The organism is Paenibacillus sp. FSL H3-0286 (assembly GCF_045040705.1).
GTDB classification, from domain to species: Bacteria; Bacillota; Bacilli; order Paenibacillales; family Paenibacillaceae; genus Paenibacillus_AQ; species Paenibacillus_AQ odorifer.
The window spans coordinates 584604-606467 of the sequence record NZ_CP150285.1; the positions used below are offsets into that span (position 1 = coordinate 584604).

Annotated in this window: 26 protein-coding genes and 2 riboswitches; of the genes, 19 read left to right on the forward strand and 7 right to left on the reverse strand. The window is 46.3% G+C overall.

The annotated features are described in order from the left end of the window. The first annotated feature begins 35 nt into the window (after positions 1-35). The 3 genes from MHB37_RS02550 to MHB37_RS02560 are packed head-to-tail and all read left to right on the forward strand — an operon-like array spanning position 36 to position 1818. Complete coding sequence (locus MHB37_RS02550; RefSeq protein ID WP_076124492.1) at positions 36-854, forward strand: TrmB family transcriptional regulator; 819 nt, start codon at positions 36-38, stop codon at positions 852-854. A 25-nt stretch (positions 855-879) separates the two neighbouring features. Next, positions 880-1182 (forward strand): hypothetical protein, encoded by a 303-nt coding sequence (locus MHB37_RS02555; protein WP_038568522.1) that lies wholly within the window; start codon positions 880-882, stop codon positions 1180-1182. A gap of 42 nt (positions 1183-1224) precedes the next feature. After that, positions 1225-1818, forward strand: coding sequence for a xanthine phosphoribosyltransferase (locus MHB37_RS02560; protein ID WP_076101352.1), 594 nt, complete (start codon positions 1225-1227; stop codon positions 1816-1818). A gap of 113 nt (positions 1819-1931) precedes the next feature. On the opposite strand, the gene MHB37_RS02565 is transcribed toward MHB37_RS02560, so the two are convergent. From MHB37_RS02565 to MHB37_RS02575, 3 genes are all read right to left on the reverse strand, one after another. Next, positions 1932-2888, reverse strand: a complete 957-nt coding sequence (locus MHB37_RS02565) for a diacylglycerol kinase family protein (protein WP_052096739.1) — start codon at positions 2886-2888, stop codon at positions 1932-1934. Positions 2889-2998: 110 nt separating this feature from the next. Beyond that, positions 2999-3337, reverse strand: coding sequence for a DUF4870 domain-containing protein (locus MHB37_RS02570; protein WP_036682511.1), 339 nt, complete (start codon positions 3335-3337; stop codon positions 2999-3001). A gap of 93 nt (positions 3338-3430) precedes the next feature. Next, positions 3431-4420 (reverse strand): serine hydrolase, encoded by a 990-nt coding sequence (locus tag MHB37_RS02575; RefSeq protein WP_076276043.1) that lies wholly within the window; start codon positions 4418-4420, stop codon positions 3431-3433. Positions 4421-4889: 469 nt separating this feature from the next. On the opposite strand from MHB37_RS02575, the gene MHB37_RS02580 reads away from it, so the two are divergent. From MHB37_RS02580 to MHB37_RS02610, 7 genes are all read left to right on the forward strand, one after another. Next, the gene (locus MHB37_RS02580) at positions 4890-5078 is read left to right on the forward strand and encodes a hypothetical protein (RefSeq protein WP_019913840.1); all 189 of its coding nucleotides are present in this window, start codon (positions 4890-4892) and stop codon (positions 5076-5078) included. Positions 5079-5481: 403 nt separating this feature from the next. Then, positions 5482-6528 (forward strand): cytochrome c oxidase subunit II, encoded by a 1047-nt coding sequence (coxB, locus tag MHB37_RS02585; protein ID WP_076124488.1) that lies wholly within the window; start codon positions 5482-5484, stop codon positions 6526-6528. A gap of 126 nt (positions 6529-6654) precedes the next feature. Beyond that, a complete protein-coding gene (gene ctaD, locus MHB37_RS02590) occupies positions 6655-8502 on the forward strand; it encodes a cytochrome c oxidase subunit I (RefSeq protein ID WP_076124740.1) in 1848 nt (615 codons plus the stop codon). After that, positions 8499-9125, forward strand: a complete 627-nt coding sequence (locus tag MHB37_RS02595; protein ID WP_038568531.1) for a cytochrome (ubi)quinol oxidase subunit III — start codon at positions 8499-8501, stop codon at positions 9123-9125. The genes ctaD and MHB37_RS02595 overlap by 4 nt, the downstream gene beginning before the upstream one ends. A gap of 5 nt (positions 9126-9130) precedes the next feature. Then, positions 9131-9457 (forward strand): cytochrome C oxidase subunit IV family protein, encoded by a 327-nt coding sequence (locus MHB37_RS02600; RefSeq protein ID WP_036682505.1) that lies wholly within the window; start codon positions 9131-9133, stop codon positions 9455-9457. An 85-nt stretch (positions 9458-9542) separates the two neighbouring features. Continuing rightward, the gene (gene ctaG, locus MHB37_RS02605) at positions 9543-10463 is read left to right on the forward strand and encodes a cytochrome c oxidase assembly factor CtaG (RefSeq protein WP_076124487.1); all 921 of its coding nucleotides are present in this window, start codon (positions 9543-9545) and stop codon (positions 10461-10463) included. Positions 10464-10489: 26 nt separating this feature from the next. Next, positions 10490-10954, forward strand: coding sequence for a DUF420 domain-containing protein (locus MHB37_RS02610; RefSeq protein ID WP_076124485.1), 465 nt, complete (start codon positions 10490-10492; stop codon positions 10952-10954). Between the two features lie 387 nt (positions 10955-11341). On the opposite strand, the gene MHB37_RS02615 is transcribed toward MHB37_RS02610, so the two are convergent. Next, on the reverse strand, positions 11342-11497 hold the full coding sequence (locus MHB37_RS02615) for a hypothetical protein (protein ID WP_339246172.1): 156 nt from the start codon (positions 11495-11497) through the stop codon (positions 11342-11344). Positions 11498-11867: 370 nt separating this feature from the next. Here MHB37_RS02615 and MHB37_RS02620 point away from each other — a divergent pair, with 370 nt between their 5' ends. The 6 genes from MHB37_RS02620 to MHB37_RS02645 all read left to right on the forward strand — a co-directional run bounded on the left by MHB37_RS02620 (position 11868) and on the right by MHB37_RS02645 (position 16404). After that, complete coding sequence (locus MHB37_RS02620; protein WP_076185183.1) at positions 11868-12596, forward strand: hypothetical protein; 729 nt, start codon at positions 11868-11870, stop codon at positions 12594-12596. A 61-nt stretch (positions 12597-12657) separates the two neighbouring features. After that, entirely contained in the window at positions 12658-13053 is a 396-nt protein-coding gene (locus tag MHB37_RS02625; protein ID WP_076124482.1) for a GntR family transcriptional regulator, read from the forward strand. A gap of 18 nt (positions 13054-13071) precedes the next feature. Further along, positions 13072-14001, forward strand: a complete 930-nt coding sequence (locus MHB37_RS02630) for an ATP-binding cassette domain-containing protein (RefSeq protein WP_076302348.1) — start codon at positions 13072-13074, stop codon at positions 13999-14001. A gap of 4 nt (positions 14002-14005) precedes the next feature. After that, on the forward strand, positions 14006-14908 hold the full coding sequence (locus MHB37_RS02635) for an ABC transporter ATP-binding protein (protein ID WP_036676693.1): 903 nt from the start codon (positions 14006-14008) through the stop codon (positions 14906-14908). Beyond that, positions 14901-16181, forward strand: a complete 1281-nt coding sequence (locus tag MHB37_RS02640) for an ABC transporter permease (RefSeq protein ID WP_076302349.1) — start codon at positions 14901-14903, stop codon at positions 16179-16181. The genes MHB37_RS02635 and MHB37_RS02640 overlap by 8 nt, the downstream gene beginning before the upstream one ends. Before the next feature lie 31 nt (positions 16182-16212). Further along, entirely contained in the window at positions 16213-16404 is a 192-nt protein-coding gene (locus MHB37_RS02645; protein WP_339246181.1) for a hypothetical protein, read from the forward strand. A gap of 464 nt (positions 16405-16868) precedes the next feature. On the opposite strand, the gene MHB37_RS02650 is transcribed toward MHB37_RS02645, so the two are convergent. Genes MHB37_RS02650 through MHB37_RS02660 form a run of 3 tightly spaced genes read right to left on the reverse strand, consistent with a single transcriptional unit; the run spans position 16869 to position 18453 of the window. Continuing rightward, positions 16869-17321, reverse strand: coding sequence for a hypothetical protein (locus MHB37_RS02650; RefSeq protein WP_076302351.1), 453 nt, complete (start codon positions 17319-17321; stop codon positions 16869-16871). Between the two features lie 41 nt (positions 17322-17362). After that, entirely contained in the window at positions 17363-17884 is a 522-nt protein-coding gene (locus MHB37_RS02655; RefSeq protein ID WP_076302352.1) for a hypothetical protein, read from the reverse strand. Positions 17885-17898: 14 nt separating this feature from the next. Then, positions 17899-18453 (reverse strand): hypothetical protein, encoded by a 555-nt coding sequence (locus tag MHB37_RS02660; RefSeq protein WP_076124474.1) that lies wholly within the window; start codon positions 18451-18453, stop codon positions 17899-17901. 68 nt (positions 18454-18521) lie between these two features. Continuing rightward, positions 18522-18686: riboswitch (cyclic di-AMP (ydaO/yuaA leader) on the reverse strand. Between the two features lie 419 nt (positions 18687-19105). Then, a riboswitch (cyclic di-AMP (ydaO/yuaA leader) is annotated at positions 19106-19295 on the forward strand. A 251-nt stretch (positions 19296-19546) separates the two neighbouring features. Here MHB37_RS02660 and MHB37_RS02665 point away from each other — a divergent pair. From MHB37_RS02665 to kdpA, 3 genes are all read left to right on the forward strand, one after another. After that, entirely contained in the window at positions 19547-19963 is a 417-nt protein-coding gene (locus MHB37_RS02665; RefSeq protein WP_076124472.1) for a hypothetical protein, read from the forward strand. A 126-nt stretch (positions 19964-20089) separates the two neighbouring features. Next, entirely contained in the window at positions 20090-20167 is a 78-nt protein-coding gene (gene kdpF / locus MHB37_RS02670; RefSeq protein WP_076101420.1) for a K(+)-transporting ATPase subunit F, read from the forward strand. 12 nt (positions 20168-20179) lie between these two features. Next, complete coding sequence (gene kdpA / locus MHB37_RS02675; RefSeq protein ID WP_076302353.1) at positions 20180-21856, forward strand: potassium-transporting ATPase subunit KdpA; 1677 nt, start codon at positions 20180-20182, stop codon at positions 21854-21856. Positions 21857-21864: the final 8 nt, after the last annotated feature.

Below are 21864 nucleotides of genomic sequence, written 5' to 3' on the forward strand. Positions count from 1 at the left end.
ATATCAGTCAGCTTAGGGCTTAGGGGGACAACAAGATGGAACAGCTGCTGCTGCATCTGCGCAATCTGGGCTTCACGGAGATGGAGTCCAAAATCATGGTCGAGCTTGCGACTAAAGGTCAGGCTTCTGGCTATGAGGTTGCCAAACAGCTCGGAGTTTCAAGATCAAATGTGTATGCGGCGCTTCAGCGCCTAACACAGCAGGGATATGTACGATGTGGTGAAGGAGAGCCTGCGCGGTATAGTGTTCTTAATCCGGAGGAGCTGGCGACGATGATCTCGGGAAGAGTTCAAGCTTCGCTGGCTTATATGGAAAGTGAGATGCCTCGCGGGGGACCTGTTAGTCCTTCTTTTTATAATGTAGAGGGCGACCGCAATGTAATGGGGGCGCTGATTCGCCAGCTTAACATGGCAGAGCAGGAGATTGTAGTGGATATGTGGCGCGAGGAAGCGTCGCTTCTGCGGAGCGAACTTGAACAGGCCGAACTGCGTGGCGTTAGGCTTTTATGGGCTTTTGACGGTGGCAATGCTGCTGCTGCCTCTTACCCAGTATGGCCGTCATTCGGAAAAAATTCGCAGCGGGCGGATGGACGGAAGTTCTCATTTGTGATTGACCGGAGCTGGTGTATGTTGGGGATGCGTTATGATGATGGATCCGCGCAAGCAGTGGTAACAGAGCACCCGGTGTTAGTGGAGCTGCTGTTGAATCATTTTACACAGGAAATGGTCTTGTTCGAGCTGGAGCAGGATATGGGCGCAGAATTAGTAGAGCGTTATGGAGAACGTTACAGCAAAATTCATAGCAAATATGTTATGTATGATCAAGGCGATGATGGGGAAGAACAGGCGCAGTAGTTATTATCATAGGGAGGTGAGAAGCATGGAATGTATCGTTCATTTTGAAGTGGTGCACAATGATGGTCCTAAAAAATTGCGTGGACTGTTGTTTCTGGATAAGGGAGCATCTCCTGGAGAAGCAGAATTAGTCGAAATGTTTAAGGATATGAATTTTAACGTGAGACTGGAAGACCGCGAAAAATTGATTTTTAAACCGGTAAATCCGGGGGATTTCTTGGAGATTCGAATTACGGGTTATGATAACGGTCAGGAAAAGAGCAAGGATGATCATAATTTAAAATCGATCGTTGGAAATTTATTGCCTCAGAAGCCGACAGGTCTGTAATGTGGGGAGAATGGATTCAATGATGGGAGAAGGAGGAGCACTATGGAGCTGTTGAGACAAAAAGTGTTGAAAGAAGGTATTGTACTCGGGCAAGGAGTGCTCAAGGTGGATTCTTTTCTGAATCATCAGATGGACCCCTTCCTGATGCGTGAGGTTGGCCGTGAGTTTATCCGCCGGTTCGCTGGCGAAGAAATTACGAAGGTGCTGACTATAGAATCCTCGGGGATTGCTCCGGGGATTATGACAGCATTAGAGCTGGAGGTTCCGCTGATTTTTGCCCGTAAGCAGAAATCGCTGACGCTGACAGAAGACATTTACGTGGAGAAGGTCTACTCCTTCACGAAGAAAGAAACGAATGAAATTACCGTTTCGAAGAAATTCATTGCTCCCGGAGAACGGGTGCTGATTGTTGATGATTTCTTGGCGAATGGTGAAGCCGCCTTCGGACTTGCCCGTATTGTTGAGCAGGCGGGGGGAAGTGTGGTTGGAATTGGTATTGTGATCGAAAAAGCGTTCCAGCCAGGGAATCGGCTGCTGCAGGAAGCGGGATATCGCGTAGAGTCACTTGTGCGTATTGCTTCACTGGAGGACGGAAGAGTCACTTTCGTGGAAGACGAGGAAGAGCCTCTTGTTTGAGGCTTTTGGAATGCATTCTCACACAAAAGCTATAGGATATACAAAACAGCAAGCGACTTGGTAATGAACCAGTCGCTTGCTGTTTTTTGTGTGTATGGTATGCACGGGTCAGGTTACCCGTTGCTGCCGCATGCCGCTGCAGTGTCGACGGGCAGCTGTACGCTGTCCGCCGCCAGCGGCGATAGCACCCGCAGCGCCCCCGGCTCGCAGCGAACGGCCAGCGGCCCTTTGCCGAGGCTCTCGCCGTCGCCGATCGCAGGCCGGGCCTCGGCAAAGCCCACAGCTACGCTACGTCCGCGCAGCATAGACACGAAGGGCAACGCCACATGCTTGCCCTTCAGTACCGTGGGGAACAACCGCAGCAACTGCCCGCGGCTGCACCCATGCACGACGCAGACGTCAAGCTGGCCGTCATCGGCCTTTGCCTGCGGGCAGATCAAAAGCCCGCCGCCGTAGCTGGGCAGGTTGCAGATCGAGACCAGCCATGCCTTCTCGAAGGCGTGCTCCGTACCGTCGCAGACTACGCTTACCCGGCAGGGCTTGAACGTCATCAGCGTATGCAATATGCCGATGATATACGCGAGCTGGCCTGCTCCAATGGCATTGCACAGCCTTTTGTATCGGCTGGCATTCACATTCTCGGCCACTTGAGCATCAAAGCCATTGGCAACGGCTGTTACGGTCAGTCCGTTTGCTCCTGAAAGCAGGTCTGCTTCGATATACCGCTCGCTAAGGGCGGCCTCCAGCGCGGCTTCTATGGAAAGTGGAATGCCAAACCCCCGGGCGGTGTCGTTGCCGGAGCCGGCAGGAATCACGCCCATGGGGATATCTTTGCCGCAAAGTGCACCCAAAATGCTATGGAGCGTGCCGTCACCGCCGATTACAATCACGGCTTTCCAATCCTCGCGATGCTTTAGTGTATTTAAAACAAGGGCTTCTGCACCCTCTACGCTGTGCGTAAACAAGGACATGAAAGGCAGCGAACGCTCCTTCATGAGCGCCTCTACAGTATGCCAGGTCCGGCCGCCTGCTCCCCCGCCGGAACGCGGGTTTATGATAAATAGATACATATGATTTCCTCCAGCCTGTAGAATTCCATTGATGCCCTTTCTACATTGTAAGGAGTGGATGGGCAAAAGGGAATACTTTTCAGCGATCAGAGGGGCTGCTTTTTGGGGGATTACAGATGGCGAATCTGACTTTCTGCGATATCACCTGCCCAAGGGAGTTTATACCACCTGCCACTTAAGGCATGGTAGATCATTAACAGCCACACCCCAAAGCTGCAAAGAGAGACGAGGGCACTCATCAAGGGACCGAGGAATGGGACCAATCCGGTTAGAACGTGGAGGATCATCAGCACCCCGAAGGTAATCAGTGATTGCAGCGAATGGAACAGCACAAAGCGGCTGCGTTTCTCCAATGCGAGAAAGACGACGCCGCCGAGAAAAGGGAAAAAGTAACATAACGCGCCCGCTATATTATCGGGCAATCCGGTGGATGATTTAAAAGGGGACAATGGGCTCACTCTCCTTCTGCTTGGAGAAGAAGGGGCTTGATTGTTCGAATCCTTCTTCCTTACAAGCCTATGACTTGTCAGGAAAAAGTATGTTTAGCTCATTGAAGGGAGAACATACTTTTCAAGCAGCCTGCGAGGGTTCTTCCAGTTGTTTGTCTTGCTCTCTGCTGTAAAGACCACTACAGCATCCAGATTGGGAAAGAGCAGAATCTGCTGCCCGCCATGCCCGTGGGCGAGCTTGTAGGGCTGCCCGCTCATCGTACCGATCCAAAACTGATATCCGTAATCACCAAACGCTGGATATCCCTTAGCTTGAGCGGTAAGTGCATCCTGCAACCAATGTTCTGGGATGATTTGCTGCTCTGCAAACACTCCATTATTCAGCAGGCAGATTCCGAATTTAGCCATATCCCGAGACGTTAGGTGCAAACCGATATGACCCATGCTATGTCCTTCGGGGCTAGGTAACCAAGCGGTATTAGCCATTCGGAGTGGAGTGAATAAATGCTGTGCTGCATAGGAAAATGCATCAAGACCTGTAGATTCACTAATCATTATCGAGATTAGATGTGAGTCGATGCTTCGATATTGGAACTGGCCGATTTGTTCTGGAATAATGTTCAAGCTAAGGCCAAAGGAACCCCAGCGGCGGCTGCGATGGAGGTTCCGAACGAGCGGTTCACCAAGTTTCTTCCCTGTGATCCAGCTAAAACCGGAAGTCATGGTAAGAAGATGACGGAGTGTGATCTTTGAGAGATGTGGGGAGTGAAGGTATGGAATATGCTTGCGAAGGACCTCGGACACAGAAATATGGAGATCAGGCATCTCTCCACGGCCGATAGCGATTCCCGTAAGGACACTGACAAAACTTTTGGTGGCAGAACGGAGATCATTTAATGCTCCAGCATGATGGTCGTTATAATAACGTTCGAAGATAAGTTTTCCATGACGCACAATAAGCATGCTATGCATCTTGGGGTATTCTTTTAGGATAGCTTGATGGGCTTGTTCAAGACCCTCCCGGCGTGTATCGGTGTCTTCTGGCGTTGCGGTAGTCATTAGGGGAATTACAGGCTGGGCCATAAAGATCTCCTTCTCATTTGTTGATAAATACAATTTCGCTTGCTGTATAGGTTATTGTATTTTAACCAGTTTGGAGACATCTGACTTACGAAGACAGCTGTAAAAAATAATATTTTCCAAATAGTACATTTTACAAGGAAAGGTGGAAGTTAATCCGGAATATGATACAATATAACGATAAGGCCCGAAAGGAGTGATTCAGTAAGTGGCTCTTCGGGTAATAAAAGTGTCAAGGAGCTATCGTTCATCAGGCGTCCTTACTCTCAGCCCAAATCACGACGAACCTGCTTCACCGGCAAGGCGGTGTTTCAAAGGCTAGATTTAGCTTTAGATTCCACGTTTTGACGGATAGTGCAAGCCACGTATGTGTAATGGATACTTCACTTGCATTCGAGGTTACGGCGTACTTTTCATCATGCATTCTCTACAACGGAGCATTCATTTTCAATGTTTTGGGAGGGAACTGATCATGGCAAGTAAAGGTCATAACGAAGTCAAGGAAAGTCTACGGGAAATGACACGCATTTTCCGGCCCAAAGATCCCAAGAAATTCGTAAAGGAGTACGTCCGAAAGTATCGGATTACAGGAGGCTATGAAGAAGAACTGACCATGGTCGTGGAACACGAGTTGGTACGGATGAATTCATCCGTCTCCTAGCTAACAGATACGTTTGTCACTTGCTTAACTTTAGACATCATTTTGAGTAATAACATCCACGAGGATTCTTATAAACCGTGCCCGAGCGACTTTTGTTGCTGGAATCGGTTTTTTTTGTATGTCCATTTTCGAATAAGGAAAAGTCTTCCTCATAGAATAGTCAAATGAATTAATAGACACATTTTAAATTGAATGCGCTTTCTTTATTATTTTTTATTTGTTTGCGTTTTCATAAAATGCTATAAAATCCAGATGGGACAAGGGTTTATTGTGTCGAAAATTACAATGTGAACTAGTTGTGAACGATTGACAAAACTTTCCCTTAAACTTATATTAATAGTGATTGTTATAATTGACAGAAAAAAACAGGAATCTACGAAATCGGGAAAAGCGGGGTAGATCAATGATGAAAACGTGGCAGGCTGTAAAGCGACTCCTTCCCATGACCGCTATGTTTGGACTCTTTCTTGCCGGGTGCGGTCGTGAGGACTTGTCAGTACTCAGACCACAGGGACCTGCAGCAGACAGATCTTACGGATTAATGGAGCTGTCGATCAGCATTATGATCGTGGTGTTGCTGATTGTCTTTACGATTGCAGCTTATGTACTGATCCGCTTCCGCAGAAGACCGGGTCAGAATGAAATCCCTGAGCAGGTTGAGGGCAGTATGAAACTTGAGATTCTCTGGACAGTCATTCCGCTCATCCTTGTTGTAGTACTGGCCGTGCCAACGGTTAAAGCTGTGTTTGCCGCTGGAGATGATCATTCCAATGACAAGAATGCGATCAAGGTTAAAGTAACCGGCCACCAATACTGGTGGGAGTTTGAGTATACCGACTATAAGGTAACTACAGCGCAGGACTTGATTATTCCGGTGGGCAAAGATATCGCCTTTGAACTGGAAACTAAAGATGTGCTGCACTCCTTCTGGGTCCCTTCTCTTTCCGGTAAAATCGATACCAACCCAGCTGGAACGATTAACCGCTTTAGCTTTAGTGCGCCTAATGAAGGCGTTTACCGTGGGAAATGTGCGGAGCTATGTGGACCTTCTCATGGATTGATGGAATTTAAGGTGAAATCAGTTAGTGAACAAGAGTTTCAAAAGTGGATTGATTCGATGAAAGCACCTGTAGCTGTGCTGCCAGAGGATCCTGCTTTAGCTGAGAAGTTCAAAGCGGCATGTCTGACTTGCCACGCTGTAGGCGATCAAGGGATTAATAATGCGCCGAACTTGACCGGAATTGGTTCTCGGGAATCGATTGCTGGAATTCTGCTCAACGACGACACGAGGGAAGATGGTGCGCCGATTGAAGAGAATCTCAAAACCTGGCTGCACGACCCGCAATCCGTAAAACCAGGCAATCTGATGCCTAACCCCAAAGATCTGGGCCTGAGTGATGCTGAGATTGATGGCATTGCAGAGTATCTGGCCAACTATAAGCTGGACTAATGCCTTAGCCTAAAGGCGGGCGGAACTTTCGAAAAGGGGGGACGAACTTTGGCTCAAGCTGCGCATACCTTGAATTCATCCAAGCCTCTGGGGCACGGCCACAGTGTGAAGCGCCATACAGGACTTATGGATTGGCTAACAACCGTCGATCACAAAAAAATCGCGATTTTGTACCTATGGGCCGGAGGATTATTTTTTGGCATCGGGGGAATTGAAGCGCTTCTGATTCGTTGGCAGCTCATCAAGCCGATGAATAACTTTTTGGATGCACAAACGTTTAATGAACTCATAACTATGCATGGTACGACGATGATCTTCCTCGGCGTCATGCCAGTCATCTTCGCACTCATGAATGCCGTCATTCCGCTACAGATCGGTGCACGTGACGTAGCCTTTCCTTTTCTAAATGCACTTGGTTTCTGGACCTTCCTGTTCGGCGGGATTCTACTGAATCTTAGCTGGGTTATGGGTGGTGCTCCTGATGCCGGGTGGACCGCCTACACCCCACTATCTACGAGTACATACAGCACTACACACGGTGTAGACTTCTATACGATCGGCTTGCAAATTGCCGGATTAGGGACCCTCATCGGGGGGATTAACTTTCTAGCCACGATCATTACGATGCGTGCGCCGGGAATGACCTATATGCGGATGCCGATGTTCGCCTGGACCACATTTATTACTTCCGCCATTATTTTGTTTGCTTTTCCAGCAATAACAGTAGGTTTAGTACTGCTGACATTCGACCGGATTCTAGGAGCCAATTTCTTCGAAGTTGGAGCCGGAGGAAGTCCAGTGCTATGGCAGCATATCTTCTGGATATTTGGTCACCCGGAAGTGTATATTCTCATTCTGCCTGCCTTCGGGATTATTTCCGAGGTCATCCCAACCTTTTCGCGTAAAAGACTGTTCGGATATAGCTCCATGGTGTTTGCAACTATCTTGATCGCCTTCTTAGGTTTTATGGTTTGGGCTCACCACATGTTCACAACTGGACTTGGACCTGTAGCTAACGCGTTGTTTTCCGTATCAACGATGTTAATTGCGGTTCCGACCGGGATTAAAATTTTTAACTGGTTGTTCACGATGTGGGGCGGGCAAGTACGTTTCACAACCCCTAACCTGTTCGCTGTAGGATTTATTCCTACATTTACTATGGGGGGAGTAACTGGAGTGATGCTGGCGTCCGCACCTGCTGACTTTCAGTTCCATGATACGTATTTTGTTGTAGCGCATTTCCACTATGTTATTGTAGGTGGCTTGGTGCTTGGCCTGTTCGCAGGTCTGCACTACTGGTGGCCCAAAATGTTCGGAAGGATGCTGAGTGAGACGCTGGGCAAGTGGACTTTCTGGACGTTTATCATCGGATTCCATCTGACCTTCTTTGTACAGCATTTCCTTGGGCTTATGGGGATGCAGCGCCGCGTGTTCACTTATTTACCAAATCAGCAATTTGATTTGCTAAATCTAGTCAGTACCATTGGTGCAGGTCTTATGGGTGTTGGTATGATTATTTTCTTGGTGAACATCTTCCTGACTTCCAGAAAACCAGCGGATGCAGGCAATGATCCGTGGGAGGATGGACGTACATTGGAATGGACCATTCCTTCACCGCCGCCAGAATATAACTTCAAGCAAACACCTCTTATTCGGGGGATTGATGCCTTCTGGAAAGAAAAAGTAGCAGGGAATAAAGGCATGACACCAGCAGAGCCGGTGGGCTCAATTCATATGCCGTCAGCAACGATTTTACCGTTTACGATGTCTATCGGAATTTTTATCGCTGGGCTTGGCTTTATGTTTAGCCGTGATGAATTCGGCAATGCTTTTATGAGCTTCCTGTTTAATAATTATATCGTTACAGCCATCGGTCTTATTATTACATTTGGATCCATGCTGATGCGTTCGCTGTATGATGATCACGGATGGCATATTGAACCTGAAGAGCTGGAAGGAAGTGAGCGGACATGACAACGGCACATGCAGAAGCTTCTAAGGATACCTTTCCGCACGAGCCGGAAAAAGCTACGCTCGAAGGACGCAACAAGGTTCTTGCCTTTTGGTTGTTTCTAGGCGGCGAAGCGGTATTGTTCGGCACGTTGTTCGCTACTTTCCTCGCACTGCGTAATCAGACGAATGAGGGGCCTTCGGCGAATGAACTGTTTCACCTGCCGCTTGTAGCCGCTGCAACATTCATCCTGCTGGTAAGCAGTCTGACGAGTGTATTCGCTATTCAAGCAATGCACAGAAATCGGCCGGCACTGCTACGGAATTGGCTTTTAGTTACTGTAGGTTTAGGTTTAGGTTTCCTGGTTTTGGAGATCTATGAGTTTACTCAATATGTAAGACACGAAGAATTCGGAATGACCACAAGTGCATTCAGCTCGGCATTCTACACACTGGTAGGATTTCATGGTGCGCACGTAGCCTTCGGGATCGCTTGGATCTCCATCTTGATCGGGCAGCTCGCCCGCAAGGGGTTAACGGTTGTTACTGCACCAAAAGTGTATGTGTCAGCCATGTACTGGCATTTTATCGATGTAGTATGGGTCTTCATCTTTACGGTTGTATACCTACTCGGAAAGGTGGGCTAGGCACTATGACGACGGATCAGCATATGCCAGATAGCGGCGGGTATAAGCAACGTCATCGGCATGAAGGACCACAGAAACATATTGTTGTCTTTATTTTCTCCATTGTCTTAACATTGATTGCTTTCGCTGCTGTTGCGGCTGGGGGCGTAAATGCAACCTTTGCGATTATTTTGCTGCTGGTAATGGCTGTTCTTCAGGTCATTGTACAGATGGGCTTCTGGATGCATCTAAAAGATAAAGGGCATCTTCTGCCGATTCTCTTCATGCTGGGCGGCTTCTTTATCGCTGGGACCTGTATTGTTATGTCGCTGTATTGGGTTTGGTGGAATTAACGGACGATAATGAAAGAGGTGGGCTGCGATGCCCCCTCTTTTTGATGTTTAGATATATGAATTCCTGCGCTAGGAGGTTGGGATTATGCTGGGATTAGAATACTTTAGTTTTGCTGAACTATGGAGTCCGCTTTTTCTAGCGGTAATGCTGCTGCTGACAGCAGGTTATTTTGTGTGGATTGGTCCGATTGCTGGGCGTTATGCCGATTCATTACCGGTGCCATTTTGGCGTAGAGCGTTATTTGTCTGCGGGATGCTTGCCCTTTATCTGGCACAAGGAGGACCCATTAGCCTTTTAGGGCATATGATGTTTTCCTTCCACATGGTCAGTATGGCCTTGTCTTATCTGGTAGCGGTGCCGCTGATTATGCTTGGAATTCCAGATTTTATCTGGCGCAGGATACTAAAGGTGAATCCGCTTCGGCGGTTATCTTTTTTAGCTCATCCGGTAGTAGCTGCTCTATTGTTTAACGGACTTTTTTCCTTGTACCATATTCCTGTTATTCATGATTATGTGATGCTGCATTTTACTGTTCATCGTATTTATTACATTGTTTTGTTCCTGACCTCTGCTTTAATGTGGTGGACACTGATTAATCCGCTGCCGGAACATCGTATGGCGAGTGGGCTTGGGAAGATTGGATTTATTTTTCTTAACATGGTATTGCTGACGCCGGCTTGCGGGCTGATTATATTTGCCGATCATCCGCTCTACGCCACTTACAGTGATCCAGAGACTTGGGCGCGTGCTATGGGCTATTGTATCTCGGGAGACCCCTCTGTTTTACTTCAGAATTTTGGAGGTCCTGCATTCTTTGAAGTGATGTCGCCGAAGGTGGATCAACAGGTGGGAGGCATCGCGATGAAGTTCATTCAGGAATTTATTTTTGCCTCTATGCTTGCTTATGTGTTCTATCATTGGTATAAAAAAGAGAACGGACAAGACGACGATGAATTGTCGACGCCATCCTCAACACTTCAGGAGAGCAACTTGAACCGTGCATAACTGGTAGACTGCCGAGGGGGAGAATCATGGATATTTTCACAGTGTTTCCGACTATTAGTACGTCATTCATCGTGATCAGCGCGGTGCTGGTGGCTATAGGTTGGTGGCTCATTATCAAGGGCAAACGCGAGGCGCATAAGAAAACGATGATTGCTGCCGCTATCGCTGCGCTGCTGTTTTTTATTGTTTACGTATCGAGAACGTTGTTTGTGGGAAATACCTCATGGGGTGGACCGGATGAACTGAAGACAATTTATCAAGTGTTTTTGATCTTCCATATCGTTCTGGCAACCGTAGCTGCGGTATTCGGACTTACTACGTTAACACTTGGTTTCAAGGCGAAGTATTCCAAGCACCGTAAGTGGGGCAGAGTGACATCTATAATCTGGTTTATCACAGCGATTACAGGCGTTATGGTGTACGTGCTGTTGTATGTTTTGTATCCAGGTGGACACACCAAGCCGGTGTGGGAAGTTATTTTGGGTGCGTAAAATAAGTGCTTGAATAGAGCACAGAGTTTAGTGCGTTGAGCGAATGAACAGCACTAAAGTAGCAGAACCGTAAATAGTTATGAAATAAGCCTATATATCTGCATGTTCCTGAGTAGGGATTGCGGGTGATGGGCTTATTTTGGTTTGTAGAGCTTCGGGATCTGTCCTGAAATTGAACGAAGTTAGCACGAAAAAGATGTAATTGGGGAAAACCTCCCTGAAAATGAACGGAAATAGCTCAAAAAGGCCATAATTAGGGAAATACTCCCTAAAAGTGAATGGATTTAGCTCAATAACGGAGTAATAGCTGAATTTTTGGGGAGGATTTCCCTAAAAACTAATAATCTAAGCTCGGTTGGGCAGATTTTAGGGAGTTTTTCCCTAATGTTAATCCGCCCGGCAGTCGCCCATATCCCATACCTGAAACTGCACTAGCAGCCGAAACGGTATCCCACACCCGAAACCTGAACCAGTCAGCAGCCGAATCAGCACCCCGCCCCCGATACCGCACCATCCGCCATACCCGCCTCCCTCAACACACATCACACCAACACGTTGCATAGAAGCAGAGAGTGAGCTCCTACTACTTCATTTCCAGAATGAATTATCTAATAAACTCAATTATCCCAGTTACATTCGCCCCGTAGCATTCTGCCTCAATTCCCCCTCAATTCCCCCTCATTGTAGTTAATCTCAATTAATAAGCGTTACCTAACGTCTGAGAGTGTCTTCATAAGCTTGAAGTATGAGGTTGCCCAAACCTCCTATTTCTTTAGAATAATTTCCAGTTACAGGATTGACAATGAAAAACCAAGGTCATATACTGTGTATATAGATATATACAGTAAGCACAGGGATATGAACACCTGCTTCTGCTAGACGCTGAAGACATTGTAAAGCGAGGTTAGCATTAATGAGAACATTAAAAGATTCATGGTTTATGTTGCGCTCTGATTTTCGCGGAGACAAATTAAAAATATTAGGGACCCTCGTGATAACAGTTGTTTTTATGAGTTATCTTGGTGGACTGACTAGCCTGATAGCAAATGATGTACTAGGTGAGCAGGATCGGACGATGCTAGCGGATTTCTTATTTCTTTCCTTTATCCCCTTATTGGGATTAACATTCTCTCGCCGTTCCATGAAATATTGGAGTGAAGACTCATACACAAAAATGTTGGTTTACTTACGAACTTTACCGATTCCAGCTTCAGTAATATTATTGCGGAGAAAACTTCAGGGTGTGATCTCCTTTACTCTAAATGGCACGTTATTCTTCGGTATTATTTACTTGTTAGGAGAGAATTTTCGGGCAGAGCTGGCGGTTCCATCGTATATAGCTTTTGCGATTACTTGGCTCGGCTTCGGATTCATGGTCTCAGGTCTATATATTTTTATTGAATATCTTTTTAGCGGCAAAGCTTATCTATGGCTAACATTGCTTATCGTAGTTTTATCGTGGGCAACATCGTTCCTAGTTACACTGGGCGGAGGCAGTTTGTTCTTATACAGTATCTCCTATTCTAAGGAGTGGGGGCTGTTATCTCCGATCATGTGGGGGTCACTTCTGCTGGGAACAATATCTGTGCAGTTATTCTCTAAATGGACTATACATCGGCTGAAAAGTCGCAATCTCATATAAAAAATCGGAAATGGCAAGGACTGCGCTCTAGCACGCTAGAGTGGAAGGCGAGGTGTAAATAATGTGGATACCGGTACAAATCAACGAAAATAGTGCAGAGCCCCTCTATCATCAAATAGAGACTCAGCTTAGATCATTAATCATTAGCGGAGTCATTACAGAAGGTACGCTGCTGCCCTCGATTCGTGAGTTCGCAGGAGATCTGAAATGCAGTGTAATTACCGTGCGGCGGGTATATCAGGATCTGGAGAACGAAGGTTTGCTGCGAACGCGACAAGGAACGGGTACCTTTGTATCCCATGTAGGTGACGGAGCCATGGAAGAATATAAACGTGAAACGGTTGGCAAAGCACTTGAAAGTGCAGTGGATATCGCCCGATCGGTACATTGCAGCAAGGATGAACTTGAACAGATTTTTATGGAGATTGTAGAACGCAAGTATAGAGAAAAGGATTGAGAGGGGGCGCTTACTCATATGGTACAGATGGCTATAGAATTGCGGAATGTACTTAAACGGCGGCGAAACAAGACGATAGGGCCACTGACCCTGAATCTGCCTAAAGGATATATTACAGCTTTGGTAGGTCAGAATGGATCCGGCAAAAGCACGCTGCTGAATCTGCTGATGCAGCTGACTAATCCAGAGGAAGGCGAGATTTATTGGTTCGAGAACAGGTATGATAGCGGGTTGTCTCTGGAGCTTCGCCAGACCATTGCCTATGTTCCTGAAACGTCAATTACTGAGGAGAACCACTGGAATGCAGAGGAGGCAGCGCGATTTCGGAAGTATTGGTATCCAAATTGGGACGATCAGTATTTTCACGAGCTGATGGATCGCTTTGAGGTTCCGTATCATACGAGACTTTCGAAGATGTCTAAAGGGGAGCGCCGGAAATTCGAAATTGCTGCAGCACTTGCGGCACGGCCAAGTCTGCTGCTATTGGATGAACCTTCATCGGGTCTTGATCCTTTTGCCTGGAAGATTATGATCGAGACACTTCGTAAATATATGGATGAGCACAACGCAACGATTATCATCTCCACACACATTGTGGATGAGGTGCGACGGCTGGCAGATTATATCGTCCTTATGCATCGGGGTGAACTGCTGGGCATGGCTGAAAAAGACAGTCTGTTCGGTGCTTGGACCGAGGTTTGGGTGAATGCTGCGGATGAAGAGGAGCTTGCGGAGTTATCGGCTGAGTTGCCAGGAGGCTTGTACTTCACCATGGATACACCGGGTGTAGCTTCTTTTATCATAGAACAATTTTCTGAAAACGAGAAACGCATTCATGACTTGGGCGTAAAGGTTATCAAGAGGCGCAGTTTGGAGCTGGACGAAATATTAAGTTTATGGACACAGGGTCATCGTCCTATTCTAATTGACCACAAGAGAGGGGACTAGAGAAATGGAAGCCTTAAAGCTGGAAAGTGTAGTTAAGCAATATGGAGAAAAAACCGCAGTAAACGGAATTAACCTAACCGTAGGTAAAGGGGAAATTTACGGATTACTGGGGGCGAACGGCGCGGGGAAAACAACCACGATGCGTATGGTACTCGGCCTAATCTACCCTGATGAGGGCAAGATTTTGTATAACGGGAAACCTTTCAACAGTGAACTGCAGCAACTTATGGGTTATCTGCCCGAAGAACGTGGACTATATCCTAAGGTGAAGATCAGTGATCAAATCGTTTACTTGGCCCGCCTGCGTGGGATGTCAGCTAGTGATGCAGATAAGAGCTTGCGCTATTGGCTGGATCGATTCGAGGTTCCGGATTATTACAATAAAAAAATAGAAGAGCTCTCCAAAGGAAATCAGCAAAAAATGGGCTTTATCGCCGCTGTCGTTCATAAGCCGCAGATTCTGATTCTAGATGAAGCTTTCAGCGGGCTGGATCCAGTAAACGTGGAGCTGCTGAAAGATACGGTCAAAGAATTACGTGATTCGGGAACAAGTATCCTCTTCTCTACGCACCGGATGGAGCATGTGGAAGAGCTATGCCGTAACATTACGATTCTCGATCGATCCAATACGGTCGTTCAAGGGGATATCCGCACGATCAAGAATGGCTACCCGCGGGAAGAAGTATTGCTGCGTACAGCTAATGAGGTAAAAGGTTTGGAGTCCATCGCAGGTGTTACAGCAGTGAAACGGCTGGAGCGTGGGTATCTGTTATCGATCAGTGAGATCGGTGCAGCACAGCGTATTTTACAGCAGGCGATAGCACAGGGTGAAGTGGAGCATTTTGAAATCAAGGAACCTACGTTAAACCAAATCTTTATCAGAGCGGTGGGTGAATCTAATGAATAAGATGGGGACAATTATCGGCTTTACCTTTAAAAATAAAGTTAGAACGAAATCATTTATGATTACTACTTTGATTCTAGTATTATTGCTCAGCATAGGGATGAATCTTCCCTATATCATCGATCAGTTTAAGGGTGATTCGGCCAAAAGTGAAGTTACTCAAATTGCTGTGATTGCTGAAGAGGGAAATCAGGTTGCAGAATTGTTGAAGGCTTATACTGCGCCAGAAGGCATGCCACAGGCTAAGATAGTACAATATGCTTCTGCGGATGATGCCGAGTTAAAGAAAGCATTAGATGAAGAGACAGTAGAAGGTTATGTTACTTTTGCGGAACCTATTGGTGAAGGGCTTCCACCCGTTACTTATCATAGTAATGATGGAGAACTAAACGGAGATGTGCAAGTTTATCTTCAAAATGCACTTCAGCAAGCAAACACACAATATATCGTTGGTGACAAGCTGACCTCTGAACAGATTGCTGCAATGTCAACACCAGTGCAGATTACTACACAACAGCTTAACGCAGGCGGTGGCAGTGAAAGCTCTCAGGAGGACACTCCGGCCATTAACTACATTATCGTATATGCCATGCTTATGTTGTTCTTTATGTCCATTATGATGACAGGCAACATGATTGCCGCTGAGATAACTTCTGAGAAAAGCTCGCGGATTATGGAGATTCTGATTACAAGTGCCTCACCTTTAGCGCAAATGTTCGGTAAAGTTATCGGTGTTTTCCTAGTAGGAATATTGCAAATTGGGATCTTTGTCGCAGCGATCGTCGTCAATTTGACGCTCCCGCATAATGCGACTGTATTGGCTGATTTTGATCTCGATTTAGGCCAGCTCAATATTAACTTGCTGCTCTATGGATTTGTCTTGTACGTATTAGGTTACTTCCTCTATGCCTTGATGTATGCGGCTGTAGGTTCGATTGTCAGCCGTACGGAGGATCTCGGTCAGGCGGTAATGCCAATCATGATGTTAGGCTTCGTAGCGTTCTATGTTCCACTGTTCAGTATCTCCAATGCAGATACTCTAGTGGTTAAGATAGCGAGTTATGTGCCTTTCACCTCACCATTAACGATGCTGCTCCGAATTGGTGTCGGCGAGGTGGCGATCTGGCAAGTCATTGTATCGCTGCTGATCCTGCTTGTGACTACCTTCATCTTCGGATGGCTGGCAGCCAAGATCTATCGTACCGGCGTACTGATGTACGGCAAACGCCCAAGTATTAAAGAAATCAGAAAAGCAATGAAAGCTTACAAGATCTAAGAAGACCTCATATAACTTTTAAGGAGTGCTAATGATGTCTACAAGCGAACAATATAACATTATGCTTTTAATGAGTTCTGTATCGCTGGCTACGGTTAGTAGAATGCTTCCGGATGGCTCCACTTTTATGGATTTCGTTCAAGGCGTATTGACTGGTGTTGCTATAGTGGGGATGTTGGCAGGATTGTGGATGTACGGTAAGGCGCGTAAGAGTAAAGTGTAATAGTAGGAACTGAATTTTCGGGGGTATCCTAACAGCCATTTATGGTTGTTGGGATATCCCCGTTTTTGAGTTGGCAATCTCTTTGTATACGAGCTGATATAGCTAACGGACCCAGCAGCACTTAAATGCAACAATCATCGAGATTTAGCAAGATATCGGACACTATAGTCGCTATTGGCATGAAAAATGGTGAATTAGTAGCTCTTTTAACCAAATAGTTGCACTGGAGTCCGATACTATGCTCAAAAGGCGATAAACGTGCAAGTAACGTCATCTGGGTCCGTAAGCCTTGTCTTGGTGGAAGATGATTAGGGCTTGCTTTAAGACGATCCAAGACGCTCATCGCTCGAGATTTTTACTGGAGTCCGAACGCCGGCCATATTTGTGGAAAAGCTTCAATTAAAGGCTCCTGAGTCCGTTAGATGCTTCATGCGCTCAAAGATCGTTTGAATTCTAGTCAGAGACTAAATTATAGAAAGATTTGCGCTCGTTAGTACATCCGCTTGGGCGGTCATCTGCTCCCGTACAGCTCTAAGCTGTGCTTTCAATGCAGGAACACTTTTTTGCAGAATAATGCTTATTTGAGAAAGAGGCAGCTTTAAGCCGTACCACAATACCTTCACAAGCTGTTCCTCCCAAGGTAATGCCTTAGCCGATAGAAGCGAGCGCCGGGCAAAAGAATCAGCACACTGGCGAATACAAGTGCGGTAAGCGTGGATAGAGAATAACTGAGGATCGAATTCATCCTGACGATATATTTTATGAAGCTCTGTGAAGGTGCGTATAGTAACCTTGTCCGCCTCATTAGATTGTTCTAACAACATGGAACTAAGTACGTAGACTTCATTAGTATACTTTTGGACACACTCTGCAAATTTAGTACTGTAGGTGGACTCGGGAGGTAAGGGGTCAGGCATGGTGAAACACGATCCTTTCAGAATGAGAGATTTGCTTGAATCTATAATATAGAAAAGTAAGAGATTGATTTATTGATGAGATCAGCGGTGTCTGGTTCCGGGCAACTGTGTTTCTGCTGGGAGGTACTGGATAAAGCTTTGGAAGGTTTGTAGTAGAGCCGTTCACTTCTGGAATTGCTCCCCCCTGCTGCAACACTGTACAGACGCCCTTGCTGAATATGCCCTGCCAAGGATTTACCCTGGAGCTTGGCCTTTAAATCCTGCAAAGCACCCTGAACTAGCTCAAGCTTAACCTGCTCCCAATCTGAACCTTCGCGGCGGACCTTATCCAGCGCTTCCTCAAGACGGCAATGACAGATAGCCCGTAAAAAAGAACTCCATTTAATGAGATCGAAATTTTTGGTGTTGGCAGAGATCAGACAAGCCCCCCAGCTGCAACCTCCCTTACAGGTGAGTTTTAGAATACCATAACGGCAGCCTTCAGCCCCTTCCATTCCATAGTGGATAGGCTCGGGTTCATCCAATACAAATACTTCAATGCGGGATAGTCTGCGCTGGTCCATAGTAGGGTTCCTCCTTAGATTTCCAAAAGCTTTAAGTCTACATGATGAGTGACACTAGCCTTTTCTACACAAGCGAGCATTTCCATTTTATTCTCACAGACTGCGGTATGCTCTAGCCATAGTCGGAACTTCTCTTTCCGTATAACAGATAGATGTAAGGGAAAGGTGCTGCGGGATCTCAAGACATACCAACCGGCGCTTACATCTTTCCAAGGCTCCTTGAAGGCTGTAAACCACGGGAGTTTTTGGTGTGATGACCAATCCTGCTGCTGCTGTTGTTCTCGAATTTTTTTATATATCTCATATACAATCTTAGAGTCTAAACAGTCTTTACAAGAAGAAGGTGTGCTGAACTGGCGAAGGGCTTGGATCTGGTTCTGGCCAAATGCATAGCCTACAATGTACCTGTGATTATGTTCTTCGAACCACAAGGCCCCGAAACAAACGTAATTTAGACTTATCGGCTCAAGCAGCCCTTGATGTATCCCTAAATAATAGTGCTTCAAAACATTCACCCCATCCAGCGTGCTATCACCTAATAAGCTCAGGTAACGCAAAAACCGCAGCAAGAGGAGGACCTCTGCTGCGGTTTTGGATTACAGGCAGATATACCTGGGCCAAAGCGTGGCGGATCAAGGGTCTCTCTCTTTACGCTTACGAGGTTAGCTGTCGGATTCGGACGGTGAGAGTCGCCCTACCTATTGAGACTTATGCAGTCTCCTTTGGATTCACCCCAAGTAGGCCAGGTGGCCTGATGGTTCCCCCGTTCCCTGCGAATGCAGGAACTCAGCGTTGATTGTTTTTCATGAATTAGATTCAACCCGAATCATACTCTTTTCAAGATTTTCTGTAAAAAACGGAAAATGTTCTTTTAGAGCAATTTTAACCATATCCTGCCGACTACGACTGAAAAACGAGGTAAATAGGTATTTATGGCGTGTTATCGCGCCTCTTTCTCGCTCAGCCTCAGCTTCTTGCGTTTCTACCTATAATGGGAATTTGCAGTATTTTCGCTCTAAAAAGGTGAATAAAATCACATGGGTTATAGATAGCGATTAAACGCTCCAAACTCGAGTAAACAAGAGATATAGAGAGATTAGATATCAAGTAAGCGCTATCTAATGGGAAAATAGTTTTTAATTTGCATTATTTTGGCATCATTCAGGTTTTACAAGTCTTCGTGCATAAGAGTATGATTACTCCTGTTTCAACGACAATCGAATATTTGATCCGCTTAATTTCCGGTAAGGAAAGCGGGGGAACCAACAATCGGCAGCCGATGTGAGAGTCGGAAGCCGATTATGGGGTGAATCCTGTAGAGGGTGTGAGTGAGCTCGCATCTATACAGGTAGGGCGACTCTCACCGCCCGAATCCGACAGCTAACCTCGTAAGCGTATGGAGAGAGGATGAGTGCAATGTGACCGCTAGCGAGCCACAGAGGAGATCCTTTGTGGCTTTTTGCTGTGCTCTTAGAAGCAAAGCATTTATGGAGGCCTCCCCTAAGAGGTCGCTAAATTCATCATTAGCGGTATTTGTAAGGCAGCGTCTAATGACGTGACACAACCGAGCTTTAGGTTGTGCCCGAAAATGACGATAGGTCAACATCCTTTCGGAGATTTTCGTTGCCTCCTTGTTGTAAATGAGCAGGAGGAGAAAAAAAGATGACGGATCAGAATGAATATGTGCTTGTATGTGCGCCTACAAAGGCGGGAGAACATTTCATTAAACTTCTGAAGTTCAGGGGTATTAAGATGGCGGGATTAACCAACAATGTGGCTGAGAAAGCTTTACTTGAGGAGCTCGGGATTGAGCAGGTTATTCTAGTGGATACCCGCCATCAGAGCACTTGGTTTCGCCCATCGTTCCCGGTAGGCAGGGTATATCTGTTTGAGAGCAGCTTTCCGCTTTGCTGCCGCTATATTCAGATGTGCCGTACCTGGACGACACAGCCGATTTTTGTGATTACAAGTTCAATAAATCCTAGATTGGTCTATAAAAGACTTGGTGCGAGCTATGTAATCTATTCCCATAGTGGTGATGCTGATTTTCTAATCGATAGATCACCTCATCAAGGATAATGGAAGGAGTGCGGAAGATATGATGGATCTGTATATGGTGGCTTCGTTAGCTGTAATTTACGGGTTATTTTATGGCTTTATGCGCTGGTGCGCAGGTGTAGTTGAGGATACGGGGAGGGATAAGCTGTGATTCTAGTAATCGCTGTTACCCTACTGTTGTTTATATATCTGGTTTACGCGTTGATTCATCCTGAGAAATTTTAAGGAGGGGCATTCATGGGCATTTTGCAAATAGTCGTCGTAATTGTAATTCTCATCTTGCTGGTCAAGCCGATGGGAACGTATTTATATCATGTATTTTCTAACGAACCGAATCGTACGGATCGCTGGTTTGCAGGCACAGAGAAAGGTATTTATAAGCTGATCGGCCTGAAAAAACGGGACGGAATGTCCTGGAAGAAGTATGCACTCAGCTTTGTTTTAACTAATATCGTACTGGTTGCTTTCAGTTATATTTTTCTAAGATTACAGCGGGGATTGCCGCTGAACCCGAATGGAATTGCCGATATGGAACAGACGCTTTCATTCAATACGGTGATCAGCTTTATGACCAATACGAACCTGCAGCATTATAGCGGGGAGACGGGACTATCGTATTTTTCACAAATGGCAGTCATCACGATGATGATGTTCACGTCTGCAGCGAGCGGATTTTCTGTTGCGGTTGCTTTTGTCAGAGGGATTACAGGACAGAAATCAGTCGGGAACTTTTTCGAGGACTTCGTAAAAGCACATATTCGTGTATTCATTCCATTAGCTCTGCTAGTTTCATTGGTGCTGGTAGGATTGCATGTGCCACAAACGCTCAAGCCATCGCTTGAGGTCACTACACTCGAAGGGCAGACGCAACAAATCGCTATCGGTCCAGTCGCTTCTTTGGAATCAATTAAACACTTAGGTACGAATGGTGGCGGCTTCTTCGGAGCCAATTCAGCGCATCCTTTTGAGAACCCTAATCCACTTACGAACGTTCTGGAGATTCTCTCTATGTGGATGCTGCCAGCCTCTCTGCCATATATGTACGGATTGTTCGCTAAGAACAAACGTCAGGGCTGGGTGATTTTCACAGCAATGATGACCTTGTTCGTACTACTGCTGGGATTGAATTATTATGCGGAAACCAAAGGCAATCCAGCTATCAATGCGCTGGGGATCGAGTCTTCGCAAGGCAGCATGGAAGGTAAAGAGGTACGTTTTGGTATCCCGCAATCTTCGCTGTTCACTTCGGTAACAACGGCAGCTACGACAGGTAGTGTTAACAATATGCATGATACGCTGACACCGCTGGGTGGCATTACCCCTCTGGCCCTAATGATGCTCAACAACGTCTTCGGGGGAAAAGGTGTCGGACTAATCAATATGCTGATGTATGCCATCATGGGTGTCTTCTTATGTGGACTAATGGTTGGCAGAACACCAGAGTTTCTCGGGCGAAAGATAGAAGCCAAGGAGATGAAGCTAATTGCGATTGCTATCCTTGTGCATCCGTTCATTATCCTTGTACCAACAGCAGGTGCGTTCTTAACGGACTTGGGCAACGGTGCCATCACGAATCCCGGATTCCATGGACTTAGCCAAGTGTTATATGAATATGTCTCTTCTGCCGCGAACAATGGTTCAGGATTTGAAGGGCTTGCGGACAACACCACCTTTTGGAATGTTACAACCGGGATCGTAATGCTGCTTGGCCGTTATGTCTCTATAATCGCGATGCTGGCAGTTGCAGGCTCACTGATCCAGAAGAAGCCAGTTCCTGAGACGATTGGCACATTCCGCACAGACAATGGTCTGTTCACCGGAATTCTGATTGGTACCGTTGTAATTATCGGGGCTCTGACGTTTCTGCCAGTCATTGTGCTCGGCCCGATTGCAGAATATTTGACCTTACGGTAGGAAGAGGG